The organism is Candidatus Solincola tengchongensis (assembly GCF_015711935.1).
Lineage (GTDB): Bacteria > Actinomycetota > Geothermincolia > Geothermincolales > RBG-13-55-18 > Solincola_A > Solincola_A tengchongensis.
The window spans coordinates 36151-48499 of the sequence record NZ_JACVJJ010000080.1 but is presented as its reverse complement, the minus strand read 5'-3'; the positions used below and the strand labels follow the sequence as shown (position 1 = coordinate 48499).

The 12349-nt window shown below is 64.5% G+C and carries 12 protein-coding genes and 1 tRNA gene; 12 read left to right on the top strand and 1 reads right to left on the bottom strand.

Going from position 1 to position 12349, the window contains the following annotated elements:
- The 12 genes from H7007_RS06980 to H7007_RS06925 all read left to right on the top strand — a co-directional run.
- On the top strand, positions 1-583 hold a 583-nt coding region (locus tag H7007_RS06980), incomplete at its 5' end, for a hypothetical protein (RefSeq protein WP_287154207.1).
- A 72-nt stretch (positions 584-655) separates the two neighbouring features.
- Positions 656-1207: a FumA C-terminus/TtdB family hydratase beta subunit gene (locus H7007_RS06975; RefSeq protein ID WP_287154205.1), complete on the top strand. Its 552-nt coding sequence runs from the start codon at positions 656-658 to the stop codon at positions 1205-1207.
- A gap of 744 nt (positions 1208-1951) precedes the next feature.
- Positions 1952-2611 (top strand): dTMP kinase, encoded by a 660-nt coding sequence (gene tmk, locus H7007_RS06970; RefSeq protein WP_287154203.1) that lies wholly within the window; start codon positions 1952-1954, stop codon positions 2609-2611.
- Positions 2612-3041: 430 nt separating this feature from the next.
- Entirely contained in the window at positions 3042-4190 is a 1149-nt protein-coding gene (locus H7007_RS06965) for a DNA polymerase III subunit (protein ID WP_287154201.1), read from the top strand.
- 168 nt (positions 4191-4358) lie between these two features.
- Positions 4359-5231, top strand: a complete 873-nt coding sequence (locus tag H7007_RS06960) for a PSP1 domain-containing protein (protein ID WP_287154199.1) — start codon at positions 4359-4361, stop codon at positions 5229-5231.
- A 183-nt stretch (positions 5232-5414) separates the two neighbouring features.
- On the top strand, positions 5415-6011 hold the full coding sequence (locus tag H7007_RS06955) for a 2-oxoacid:acceptor oxidoreductase family protein (RefSeq protein WP_287154197.1): 597 nt from the start codon (positions 5415-5417) through the stop codon (positions 6009-6011).
- A gap of 144 nt (positions 6012-6155) precedes the next feature.
- Positions 6156-6458, top strand: coding sequence for a 4Fe-4S binding protein (locus tag H7007_RS06950; protein WP_287154196.1), 303 nt, complete (start codon positions 6156-6158; stop codon positions 6456-6458).
- A 73-nt stretch (positions 6459-6531) separates the two neighbouring features.
- A complete protein-coding gene (gene porA / locus H7007_RS06945; RefSeq protein WP_287154194.1) occupies positions 6532-7794 on the top strand; it encodes a hypothetical protein in 1263 nt (420 codons plus the stop codon).
- On the top strand, positions 7791-8753 hold the full coding sequence (locus H7007_RS06940; RefSeq protein ID WP_287154192.1) for a thiamine pyrophosphate-dependent enzyme: 963 nt from the start codon (positions 7791-7793) through the stop codon (positions 8751-8753). Before porA ends, H7007_RS06940 begins: the two co-directional genes overlap by 4 nt.
- A 138-nt stretch (positions 8754-8891) precedes the next feature.
- A tRNA-Thr gene (locus H7007_RS06935) sits at positions 8892-8967 on the top strand.
- Between the two features lie 445 nt (positions 8968-9412).
- Positions 9413-9934, top strand: a complete 522-nt coding sequence (locus H7007_RS06930) for a hypothetical protein (protein WP_287154191.1) — start codon at positions 9413-9415, stop codon at positions 9932-9934.
- Between the two features lie 409 nt (positions 9935-10343).
- Positions 10344-11357 carry a COG1470 family protein gene (locus H7007_RS06925; RefSeq protein WP_287154189.1) on the top strand — a complete coding sequence of 338 codons (1014 nt, stop codon included), beginning with the start codon at positions 10344-10346 and terminating at the stop codon, positions 11355-11357.
- Between the two features lie 475 nt (positions 11358-11832).
- Here the strand turns inward: H7007_RS06925 and H7007_RS06920 are convergent, their stop codons facing one another.
- Positions 11833-12066, bottom strand: coding sequence for a hypothetical protein (locus H7007_RS06920; protein ID WP_287154187.1), 234 nt, complete (start codon positions 12064-12066; stop codon positions 11833-11835).
- Positions 12067-12349 lie beyond the last annotated feature (283 nt).

Below are 12349 nucleotides of genomic sequence, written 5' to 3'. Positions count from 1 at the left end.
GATATCCTTCCTGGTGGCCTTCCTGGGCGGCGTCTTCATGGGCTATGCCATCGTGGGCATGGTCACCCTCCTGCATGAGAGGCTGGACGAGGAGTACCGGGGGAGGGCCTTTGCCACCATCCAGGTCATCATGCGGGCTTCCATATTCGTGTCCATCATGCTGGCCGGGCCCCTGGCGGACCTGATAACCGGGCTGGGCCGCCGGTTGGGCCTGCGTCCCCTCTCCCTGTGGCTGGTCAGGTTGGGCGGGTCCTACCAGGGTGAGATAGACGGGAGATACGCGGACTTCCGCTATCTCCTCAACGGCCCCCAGCTCATCCTGCTCGTGGGAGGGCTGGTGATCTTCGCCGCCGGCGTCTACGGGCAGCGTTCCTTCCACCGCCATTTCGCTTTCGCCGGCGAGGGGGCCTGTGGAGGGCCCCTGACCCCGGAGCGGGAGGAGGGCTATGGCTTGCCCGCCCCCTCGCTTGCCGGGGACGGGTCCGCGACCACCACCCTGGCGGGGGAAAGGGGGATGGATCCGGAGGGGCAGGATTCCGGCCGAGGGGAACCTTCCACGGAGGAGGTGGTGGAGGACCGTTGAGACCAGGACGGTCGCGTCGTCAGAGGGGCATGAACGCGGCGGATTCTCAGCTTGGGGAGGTGGGGTAGGGAAATGGCGGGAGGCAACGGGATCAGGGTGGCCACTCCCCTGACGCGGGAGTTCCGGGAGAAGGTCTCCGCGGGGGACCGCCTGCTCCTGACCGGGAGGCTCATCACCGCCCGGGACCAGGCGCACCGGAGGCTGGTGGAGGCCCTTGAGAGGGGGGAACGACCGCCCGTGGAACTGCGGGGGGAGGTCGTCTATTACACCGGCCCCACCCCCGCACCCCCGGGAAGGGTGGCCGGTTCCGTGGGGCCCACCACGGCTTCCCGCATGGACCCCTATACGCGGCGGCTGGCCGAGGAGGGCATCGCCGCCTGCATCGGAAAGGGGCCTCGATCCCCGGAGACAAGGCGGGTCCTGGCGGAGAACGGCGTCCTCTACCTGGTGGGTATCGGGGGGACCGCGGCCCTGTTGGGCTCCCGGGTGCGCGCCTTACGCCTCCTGGCCTATGGGGAGCTTGGGCCCGAGGCGGTGTACGAGCTGGAGGTGGAGGACCTCCCCGTCCTTGTGGCCTACGATCTCAAGGGGGGCGACGTCTTCTCCCACCTGGCCCGTTTGTGAGGGCGGAAAAGCAGCCCGCTCCAGGTGGCTCACTTATCAATGTTCAAGCTCGTTGATCCGCGACCGTGGCAACCTATCGGGGAGGGAATGACGACCTCGGCGCCGCCCCGTTTGAGGTTCTCGCCGGTGCGAAAGGTGGTAAGGTCCGGCCATATGTCTAGTCCAACCTGCGTGATCGCGCAGGTTGGGCGCGTCGGCCTTCCCACGGGGCATAGCGTCCTCGGTCGCGTATGGCCCCAAGGCGACGGGGATATGCCTCTTCAGGTAGCGATTCACTGCCCGCCGGAGCTCCCTGCCGCTAGAAGAACGCGTTCCCCGGTACGGATGAGTGGGGGGCGCCCGATGGTTGCCGTTCCCGCATGGAAGGGAGGATGCCGGAGCGGGACATAGCAGGGTTGAGCGGGTGCAGGACTTCCAGTTTTTAGGCTCGTAAAGAAGGGCCCGTGGGGTGGCACAGAGCGCTTTGGGCATGGGGCGGGAGAGGCTAGATAGGAAAAAAGGCCAATATGGGAGATGGTCAAGGACGGAAAGGCGAGGCATTGGTAGCCGTTGAGTTCCTGCTCCTGCAACTTGAAGGAGCTCCCGCTTCAGAGAAAGAGGACCCCGGTCAGCGGTGCCCAGGTCCAGAAACATGGTGCCCAGGTTCAGAAACATGGTGCCTAGGTCCAGAAACACGGTGGACTGGAGCCGCCGTGGGGGATAAACTTTTCCCTTGACGGGAAGAAGAAGGCGGAAGGGAAGGATATGAGCCACAGGAACGCTTCGAAAACGCCGGGGAAGAGGAAGGGAGTCCTCATCACCTTCGAGGGCGTGGAGGGCTCGGGAAAGACCACCCAGATGAACATGCTCCACGCCCACCTCATCCGCATGAAGGTTGACGTGGTGGCCACGCACGAGCCGGGCGGGACCAGGCTGGGGGAGGAGATACGGCGTATCCTTCTCGACCCCGCCTTCCGGGAGATGCATCCCCTCACCGAGACGGTGCTCTACGCCGCGGACCGGGCCCAGCACGTGTACGAGGTGATAAAACCGGCCCTGGAGGCGGGCAAAGTGGTCTTGTGCGACCGCTACCTTGACTCCTCGCTGGCCTACCAGGGGGTGGCCAGGCGCGTGGGCCTGGAGGGCGTGCGCAACCTGAACGAGTGGGTAACCGACGACCTCTATCCCGACCTGACCTTCCTTTTGGAGATCCCCTACCGGGTGGGCCTGAAGAGGCTGGAGAAGCGCAAGGAAACCCTGGACAGGATGGAGGCGCAGCCGGAGTCCTTTCACGAGCAGGTGCAGGAGGCCTATCGCACCCTGGCCAAGTTCTTCCCCTACCGCTACGTGGTGCTCAACGGGGCGGACAAGCCGGAGAACATCCATCACCGGGTGATGGAAGAGGTGATGAAGCTCATCGGCTGACCTTTCGGGATACGGCGGGGGCACGGAGGGGCATTCCGGCCCCCGACTGCGGTTCCCAGCCGCGGCTTCCCGGAAGGCAAGCGCCTTTCACCCGCGATGATCCTTCCTCCCCCTCGGTGTGGCCTCAAAGGGGGCCCAGAGGTTGGGGCCAAGCGGTCTGAGCGGGGCGGCGCGTAGGGTCGTCGCGGTCTTTGCGGGGGCGCGGGGGAGAGAGGCGGAAGGCATTCCATGAGGTTGCCGGCATCGAGGGTAAGAACCGTCGTCGTGGGGAGAAGCGGTCCGGAAGCCCGGTGGGCATCCCCGGAGATTAAGGGGGCACGGCGCGGAACCGGCGTGACGGGTGAAGGAGAGGGCGTGGATCCCGGAAGGAGAACCCCGGGGAGACGCGCACACGTCATTGGGGGCAGCGGCAGGAAACGGAGGAGAGAGCGTGAATCCCGGAAAGGTTTCCGGTTGGGATGACGTGTTCGGGCAGGAGGCGGCCGTGGGCCACCTCCGTTCCATGCTCCTCAGGGGTGACGTTCCCCACGCCCTCCTCTTCACCGGTCCGCGCGGTGTGGGAAAGTTCACCACCGCTCTGGTGATGTCCGCCGCCCTGCTCTGCCCCTCCGGCGACGCGGATGGATGCCCATCCTGCCGCAGGGTGGCGGCGCGGATGCACCCCGACCTTCACCTGCTGGAGCCGGAGGGCATGAACATAAGGGTGGAGCGGGTGCGCGAGCTGGAGAGCGCCCTCAGCCGAAAATCGGTGGAGGGTCGAGGCCATGTGGTGGTGGTGGACGAAGCCCAGTCCATGACCGCGGAGGCCGCCAATGCCTTCCTCAAGACCCTGGAGGAGCCTCTGCCGGACACCCACCTCATACTGGTCTCCGAGAGCCGGGATAGTCTGCCCCCCACGGTGGTCTCCCGTTGCCGGGAGGTGCGTTTCACCTCCATCGGGTGGAGGGAGCTTGAGGAATACCTTGTGCGGCGGGAGGGCCTCCCCCGGGAGGAGGCGCGGTCCCTGGGCCGGCGGGCGGGAGGGATGTTCGGCCGTGCCGTCACCTGGGCCCGCCACCCGGAGGCCGCCGTTTACTGGAAGCGGGGCGTGGAATGCGCGGCCTCCCTGCGCCGCCTCACCCTCCGGGAAGCGCTGGAGAGGATGGAGTCCTGCCGCCGGGCGCTGCACGAGCTCCGGCTTGAGGAAGAGGATGAGGGGTTGGAGGCCTACCTGGCGGCCCTGGACAGGAAAAGCGCGGAACGCCTGCGCAAGCGCCGGGAGGAAGAGGCCTCCCGCCGCGACAAACGGGCCAGGCGCCTGGCGGCGCGTGACTTCCTGGATGGCATGGCCTCTTTCTACCGGGATATAATGCTCTTGATTGTTGTGGGCGATGAGGGAGGAGAGGCCGTGGAATCCATGCTCCTGAACCCGGAATGGCGGAAGGAGTTGGAGAGGGAGGCCGGCCACCTCGATGCCCGTCGCGCGTACAGGTGCCTGGAGAGGTTGCGGGAGGCCGGAAAGGCGCTGGAGGCCAACGTGGACGAGGAGCTCGTCCTCTCCCACCTGGTGACGGAGATAAGGAGCCTTTATTGTGGCTAGCGCTGCCCCGTTTGGAGGCAGCGGTGTCCGGGGAGAAGGCAGACCCGGGGACCGGTCGAGACGGCAGGATGCGGGCAGCGAGGTCCGGTGGAATGTCGTTCTGTGAGGATTCGTCCAGGTGTCGCCCCCTCGCCGGGGAGGAGCGGGGAGTGGGCCGGGAGGTTGAAGATGGCCACCATAGTGGGTGTGGTTTTCAAGAAGGGCGGGAAGGTACATTACTACGATCCCGACAGGCTCTCCCTCCGCGTGGGGGACGAGGTCATGGTCCCCACGCCCAAGGGACCGGAATTCGCGGTGGTGGTGGTGCCCCCGCGGGAGATACCCGACCCGCGTTGCTCCGGGCAGCTTCAGAAGGTCATCAGGCGGGCGACGGACCGGGACCGCCAGCAGAAGGAGCGTAACGAGTTCCGGCGGGACCGCGCCTGGCGTAAATGCCAGGAGCTCATCGCCAAGCACCAGTTGCCCATGAAGCTGGTGGACATGGATTACGCCTTCGACGGCAGCTCCATAACCTTCTATTTCACCGCCGAGGGGCGTGTGGACTTCCGGGCCCTGGTGCGCGATCTGGCCTCCACCCTGAAGACGCGCATCGAGCTGCGGCAGATAGGCGTGCGGGACGAGGCCAAGATGATCGGTGGCCTGGGGCCCTGCGGCCGCCCCCTCTGCTGCGTGACCTTCCTCAACCAGTTCCATCCCATCTCCATCCGCATGGCCAAGGAGCAGCACCTCCCCCTCAATCCGGCGAAGATATCCGGTATATGCGGACGCCTCATGTGCTGCCTGCACTACGAGCAGGAAGCCTACCGGCGCTTCCTCCGCTGGGTTCCCGCAGTGGGGGAGGAAGTGGAGACGGAGAGGGGGCCGGCGCGGGTGGTGGCCCACGACGTCCTCCACGAGAGGGTGACCCTGGAACTCGAGGGAGGGGAGAAGTTCTCCGTCCCCGCCAGCTACTTCGGCCCGCCGCCGCAGGATGTGGAGCCGGAGGAGGAAGTGGAGGACGAGGTGGTGGAGGACACGGACGAAGAACTGGCCCCGGATTGAGCCCGCTCCACTTTCCCGACCCCTAAAACCTTGCCCGCTGAAGCGGGGAGCCGAGGTCCGCCGGCGGTCTCCTTCTCTCATCGACAACTCAAACTTGCGTGTGCTATATATTTGGTCTATGCGGGCCCAGGCTTTCGTGGCCCTATAGTCCCGTAAGGGACGGCGTTCGTTTTAAGGAAAAAAATGGTAGAGATACGTTTTCACAGTCTGGGCGGCCAGGGAGCGGTGACCCTCATCAACCTCCTGGCCCAGGCGGGAGACCTGGTGGGAAAGCAGGTTCAGGCCTTCCCCTTCTTCGGCGCCGAGAGAAGGGGAGCTCCGGTGAAGTCCTACGTGCGTATGGACGACCGGCCCATATATCTGCGGAGCCAGATATACCGTGCGGACTTCCTGGTGGTGATGAACATTTCTTTGCTGGAGTCGGCACTCAAGGAGGGGACCAAGGAGAGCACCGTGGTGCTGGTGAACCAGCGGGAGGAGGAGGACGCGGCCCTGAAAGGGCTTCCCTTCAAGGCCTATGCCCTGGACGCCACCTCCATAGCCCTGGAACTGGGCATGGTGGTGGAGGGGATGCCCGTCCTCAACCAGGTCTTTCTGGGGGCCGTCTCCTACGTGACCGAGATTGTACCCCTGGAGGCGGTAAATGAGGTGATCCGCCGCAACGTGCCCGCAACGCGCCAGGAGGCGAGCATGGAAGCGGCCCGCAGGGGCTTCACCTCCGTGCGGGAGGTCAGGGGGACGGGAAAGAGGGAAAGCCGGGAGAGGACCGCCGCCTCCTGAGGACATCCCCGGAGAGGGGCCGCCCGCCTTGACCCTGGATAAACATCGCCGAAGGAAGGGTAGTCATCATCTCGGGAAGTCTCGCGGATGGCGGGCCGTATGGGCCGGGACTTCGTGAAGGATCGGAGAAAGGAAAGGGTGAAAATGCCTGGAAGGAAGAGGAGGGAGGAGCCTGAGGAGATCGGTTTCCTCACCACCCTCTCCGTTCCCTCGGAGGGTAGCGTGGGGCTCACCGGCAGCTGGAGGACCTTCCGTCCCGTGCTCGACGGGGAGCGCTGCAATAAATGCCTGCTCTGCTGGATATACTGCCCGGAGGCCTGCATTAGCAAGGACCTGAGGATAAATTACGACTACTGCAAGGGATGCGGAGTGTGCGCCGAGGAGTGCCCCACAAAGGCCATGAGCATGGTGAAGGAGGACGAGGAGGAAGGGGCTGCAGGGGATTGAAGCGGGTCCGCGGCGTTCGTGCCGGGCCATGCTCCTACAGGCCCCGGGAACGATTCCGGGAAAGCGATGAGTCATGAAGACGATCCAGGAACACGGCGAGGAAAAGAGGGTGAGGATGAGGCTGGTGGAGACCGGCAACCACGTGGCCGCCTGGGGAGCCCGCTTGGCCCGGGTGGAGGTGGTGTCCGCCTACCCCATCACTCCCCAAACGCAGGTCATCGAGGAGATCTCCCGTTTCGTGGCCGAGGGTGAGATGGAGTGCGAATACATCCCCGTGGAGAGCGAGTACAGCGCCATGGCGGCCATGATCGGCGCGGCGGCCATGGGGGTCAGGGCCTTCTCCGCCACCTCCTCGCACGGCCTCGCCTACATGCACGAGCTCCTGCACTGGGCGGCTGCCATCCGTCTGCCCATGGTCATGGTCAACGTCAACCGCGCCCTGGGGCCGGGGTGGAACATCTGGTGCGACCACCAGGACACCATGGCCGCCAGGGACACGGGGTGGATACAGCTCTACTGCTCCGACCACCAGGAGATCCTGGACACCGTCATCCAGGCTTACCGCATATCCGAGGACCCGCGGGTAATCCTGCCGGTGATGGTGTGCTACGACGCCTTCGTCATGTCCCACACCTACATGCAGGTGGAGATACCCGAACAGGAGGCAGTGGACCGCTTCCTGCCGCCCTTCCGCTCCCTGTGGAAGCTGGATCTGGAGCGTCCCTTCACCCACGGCTCGGTGATCTATCCCGACGACTACGAGGAGGTCAGGTTCTCCATGCAGCGGGCCATGGACAACGCCCGCCGGGTCATCGTGGAGGCCGCCGGGGAATACCGGGAGCTTGTGGGGAGTTACCACGGCGAGTTGGTGGAGGCCTACCGCATGGAGGACGCGGAGTACGCCCTTCTGGCCATGGGAACCCTTGCCTCGGAGTGCCGGGTGGCGGTGGACGTGCTCCGGGAGAGGGGCTATCCCTGCGGACTGGTGAGGATCCGTTCCTACCGTCCCTTCCCGGCGGCCGAGCTGCGGGAGCTGCTCTCCCCCCTGCGTGCGGCTCTGGTCGTCGACCGCGCCGTTTCCTTCGGGATGGAGGGTCCCTTGTTCTCCGAGGTCAAGGCGGCGGTCTACGGGAGCGGCAACCCCTCGATCCACGGCATCATCACCGGCCTGGGGGGGCGGGACGTTCCCTACGACCTCCTCGTGGAAAACGCGGAGGCCGCCTTCAAGGGGAGGTTACCCGCCGGGAGCCACTGGCCTTCCGTACGCCTTAATGAACACCACCGTCTGGTGAAGAGGAGCCTGGAGGAGTACTGGAGGAAGGAGGGAGTGCGGTGAGGCTGCGCGACTTTCCGGAGGAGGAGCTCTTCCTGCAGGGTAGCGCCGCCTGCCAGGGTTGTCCGGGAAGCGCGGCCCTCCGGGTGGCTTTCAAGGCCCTGGGGAGGAACACCGTCCTGTGCGTGATCGCCTCCTGCACCTCGGTCCTGCAGAGCCCCTACCCCGTCTCCGCTCTCAACCTGCCCACCCTGAACATGGCCTTCGCCACCGGGGGGGCGACGGGGTCGGGCATGGCCGCGGCCGCCGAGCGTCTCGCAGCCAGAGGTAAATTCCGCGAGAAGCCCACCATCCTGGTCTGGGCGGGGGACGGAGGGACATACGACATCGGCATCCAGGCCCTCTCCGGGGCCGCGGAGCGCAACGCGGACTTCATCTACGTATGTTACAACAACGAGGCCTATTCCAACACCGGGACGCAACGCAGCGGGGCCACTCCCTACGCCGCCTGGACCACCAACACCACCAAAGGGAAGGAGGAATGGCGTAAGGACGTGGCTCAGATCATGATCGCCCACGGCATCCCTTACGTGGCCACCGCCTCCTTGGCCTACCCCACGGACATGTTCCGCAAGTTCGCCAAGGCCAAGGAGGTGAAAGGCACGCGTTACATCGAGATCCAGGCCCCCTGCCCCCCGGGCTGGAAATTCCCCTCCGCCCATACGGTGAAGGTCGCCCGGCTGGCGGTACAGACCGGTATGTGGATGCTCTACGAGCACGAGAACGGCAAGACCACCTACACGGCAGGCACGCAGCGCATCATCCAGGGGCAGGCCAAGCTCCTTCCGGTGGAGGAGTACCTGAAAGCCCAGGGGAGGTTCCGCCACCTCTTCCATCCGGAGAGGGACGAGGAGCGCATCGCCGCCATCCAGAAGCGCATAAGCGGCGTCTTCGAGGCCCTGCAGTTCACCCACAAGATGAAGGAGCATCTCATGGACATAGAGATCTCCCCCCGTTTGTGAAAGGGGTCAGGTCTTGAATTGTGAAAGGGGTCAGGTCTTGAATTGTGATACCCCCAAGGGTATCTGACGAAGGTAAATGGTACACTATACCTCCAGGGGTATCACAATTCAAGACCTGACCCCATATAATCTTTTTGGGCCGGCGTAGCTCAGCAGGTAGAGCAGCTCACTCGTAATGAGCAGGTCAGGAGTTCGAGTCTCCTCGCCGGCTCCAGGAAAAGCGCGGGTCGGAGGCATTGGTTGATGGCCTCCGGCCTTTTTTTTCGAGGTGCTGGTTGCCTCTCCCGTCTCTCGCCACGCCTTTCAAAGGGCAATGCGTTTTCGTCCTTACCTCTCCCACGCGATCCACGACCTCCAGGTCCGGCGCCATCTCAATGCTGGGATCAGTCCTGGGACCTCTAAAGCGCCCTTTGAGGTCCGGGAGAGCGGGTGACCGGGTAAATCCGCCGTGACCGGGGACAGGAGCGCGGCCTGTTCTCCTCCGCAGGCTACCCGCGAGTATTTTCCTGTGCCCGCTTTCCGTTCGCCCCCCGGCAAGCGCCGTTCGCCGCCACTATGCCCGCGCTTAGGGTGTCAATGATTAAAAGAGGCCGCGGAAGCTCGATAATCGTAGCGAGAAACGATTCTCGAACCATATTTCCCGAGAAGGAGGTAGGAAGATGGGAAAGAGGATGAGAGTCCTGGGGATGCTGGGGGCCGCCGCCCTGCTCCTGGTGTTCCTGCTCGTCGCCCCGGCCCAGGCCGCCAACCCGGAGAACGTGAACGTCTCCGCCACTGTGGCCGAGGCCCTGCGCCTGACGGTTAGCAAGAACACCGTTAACTTCGGCGGTTCCCTGCTGCCTGACGGCGGACCCGGCTCGGATGGGGTGTACACCGACACCCTGGGGGCCACGGTGTCCGCCAACCGTCCATGGAGGCTGGAGGTGGACAAGACCGGGGACCTGACGGACGGCACATACACCATCCCTTCCAGCCGCCTGACCTTCACCTCCTCATCCGGCGACTCGAGGGTGACGGCAGTGCAGAGCTCGAACACGGAATTCGGCACCGACGTCATGGTGGCGGAAGGCAACCGGGGAGGGAACATCAACCTCTCGGTGAACTACCGCATCGACATCGAGTGGGAGGACCCCCCGTCCACCTACACCGCCACCCACATCTACACCGTGGTGGGGCGGTAAGGAATTCGCAGACAAAGACGTGGCCGCAAGGAGGGAGGGCCCGGCGCAGGCCGGGCCCTCCGGTCTTCGCGCCCCGCCGGAGTGAGACCTCAGCGGGGAGGCGGGTGGCCGTACCTCAGGGAAACGAGGCCGCTCATCCGATCTCGCCCTTTGCGGGGGAGTTCCAGGGATCAAGGGGGAACGCCCGCCGTGTCTGGGATTGTATTAGGTTATGGCGGCATGTGGAGGATTTGTATCCTCCTTTCGCTTCCACCATAATGTTTCCCGGGAGAAGAGGATGAGCCCCGCTCGGCCCGCTATTGCCGAGAACTTCGCATCCGCGCCTCGAGAATCAGGTGGGGGAAGGCGGCGAACCGAATACCTTGAAGGGGAGGAGGACATGTCAAGGAGAGGACTTCGAAGGAGGCAATTGGTTCTGAGAAGTCGTGAAGCCGTTCGGGCAGCGTGGGGCAGGCCCGCGGCCACGGTGGCCGTGGCGCTCGTACTGTCGCTCCTTGTCCTCGCCTTCCCTATAGAAGCGGAGGAGGCGCGGGCCCAGGATTTCGACCTCACCGTCTCACCGGTGAAGAAGGAGCTCACCGTGCGTCCGGGGGAGAGGGTGGACTTCACCATCACCCTGGTCAACCACACCGACGGGGATTTGAAGCTCCTGGTCTATCCCATGGACTTCTTCATAAGACCGGACAACAGCTATGAGTTCAACGAGCCGGGTTACTACACCTATTCCTGTTCCAAGTGGATAGAGATGCGGCGCGACCGTCTGACCGTCCCGCCGCGCTCCCAGCACGAGGAACCCTTCACCCTTGTGGTGCCCCAGGACGCGGAGCCGGGCGGGCATTACTCGGTGCTCTTCTTCCAGGACGCCTCGGAGCCTCCTCCGGGCATGGGGGTCAAGCCCACCTACCGCATAGGCTCGCTCATCCTGGTCACCGTCCCCGGGGACATCGTGAGGGACGCCGAGATAAAGGCCCTCTCCGTGGAAAGTGACTTCTTCTCTCTCTGGGGTCCGCCCGAGGGGGGTGAGGCGGGGTGGCCGGCGCGGAGCATGAAGTACCACCTGGAGGTGGAGAACAAGGGCAACGTGCACCTCACCCTGCAGGCCCAGCTCACCTACCGCGCCGGGGCGGGCTTCGGCTCCGGGGTGATTGACTTGGGGGAGATCACCATCCTCCCGGGGACGGTGCGCTACTTCGACGGCTACCTCCCTTCCCCTCCCGCCCTGGGGTATTTCCGCGCCGAGGCGGTCATCAAGTATGGGCCGGATATGTACACCTTCGACACCGAGAAGCGCGCCGGGAGCGGGTTCTGGGTGTTGCCCATCCTCTGGATACTGTTCATCCTGCTTATCGGGGTGGGACTCCGTTACCTGATACGCTACCTGCGGGGACGCTTCCGGGTGAGCCTGAAGGTCGCCCGTAAATGACCTTCGGATCCTTGCCGCGGGAGGGGAAACAAGAGTAGAGTAGAGACCCTCCCTACAAGCTTCGGGTTGGAGAAGAAGGGAATAGACCCCACGAAGGCGCGCGCAATCCTCGGTCTCTTGCCCAGACAGCCGGAGGAAAGTCGCGCGGACGCTATTATCCGGAGGGCTTGCATCTCGGCCTACGACATTCTCGGTCGGAGGTGGATCCACATCACCTTTGGAGCAGGATTGGGCGCGCCCCTGGAGTTTGCGCGGTGAGGGCATCGGGTCGGTGCCGGAATCCAGCGGGTTTCCGCCGGGGTCGGGCGGGGCGAGGAGAGCCGCGGCAAGAAAGATGTATCGTGTTTCCCGAGGGCCGAGCGATTGGGGACGTCGTCCGGAAGTTGTTTTGCCGGTCAGCACTCGCCAAACCGCGTTCCCTTGGAGTCGTGGGGTCCGAAGAATTGAGGGAAGGCGTTCCTCCGGTTGTGGAGGTTCATCTCGCGGTCACGGTGAGAAGGAGTCCCTCCTCGTGCCAGGTCATCGTGGTCGGAATGTTGCTCTGCAGGGTCCCGTCCGCGCGCACCCGCAAAGCGGGGGCTATGGAGACCTTCACCGTGACCCCGGGCGCGGCCTCGACCGCCGCGGTGAAGGCCAACAGGGCTATCAATATAGTCACCACCAGGGAAGCGGTGATGAGATATCTTGCCCACTTTTTCCCGCTTGCCATCTTCTTCGGCACCCTCCGAAACACCCGTTCTTCGTCTTCCTGCACTTTATTTGACGGCATGGAGAGGTGTGCCGCATATCGACTGATGGTCGGATAGTCGCCCGCCTGAGGTAGTAACGTAATGCCGGTGCATTTGCCCTGATTGCGCGTGCCGTGTGGTGTTGTGTGGGTTTACGGCCTCTTGTAAATGCGGGCCTTCGTCGGGCGGCCGGCCTCGGCGGAGAGCGGCGAAACCTGCGTCTTCCGCCGGCTGTCGGTGGGGGTGAAAGGCCGGCATTGAGTT

Coding starts and splice junctions, on each gene's coding strand:
- H7007_RS06960 (WP_287154199.1), top strand. CDS start 4,359: ATGGCCACCATAGTGGGTGTGGTTTTCAAGAAGGGCGGGAAGGTACAT.
- H7007_RS06950 (WP_287154196.1), top strand. CDS start 6,156: ATGCCTGGAAGGAAGAGGAGGGAGGAGCCTGAGGAGATCGGTTTCCTC.
- H7007_RS06930 (WP_287154191.1), top strand. CDS start 9,413: ATGGGAAAGAGGATGAGAGTCCTGGGGATGCTGGGGGCCGCCGCCCTG.
- H7007_RS06920 (WP_287154187.1), bottom strand. CDS start 12,066: ATGGCAAGCGGGAAAAAGTGGGCAAGATATCTCATCACCGCTTCCCTG.
- H7007_RS06975 (WP_287154205.1), top strand. CDS start 656: ATGGCGGGAGGCAACGGGATCAGGGTGGCCACTCCCCTGACGCGGGAG.
- H7007_RS06955 (WP_287154197.1), top strand. CDS start 5,415: ATGGTAGAGATACGTTTTCACAGTCTGGGCGGCCAGGGAGCGGTGACC.
- porA (WP_287154194.1), top strand. CDS start 6,532: ATGAAGACGATCCAGGAACACGGCGAGGAAAAGAGGGTGAGGATGAGG.
- tmk (WP_287154203.1), top strand. CDS start 1,952: ATGAGCCACAGGAACGCTTCGAAAACGCCGGGGAAGAGGAAGGGAGTC.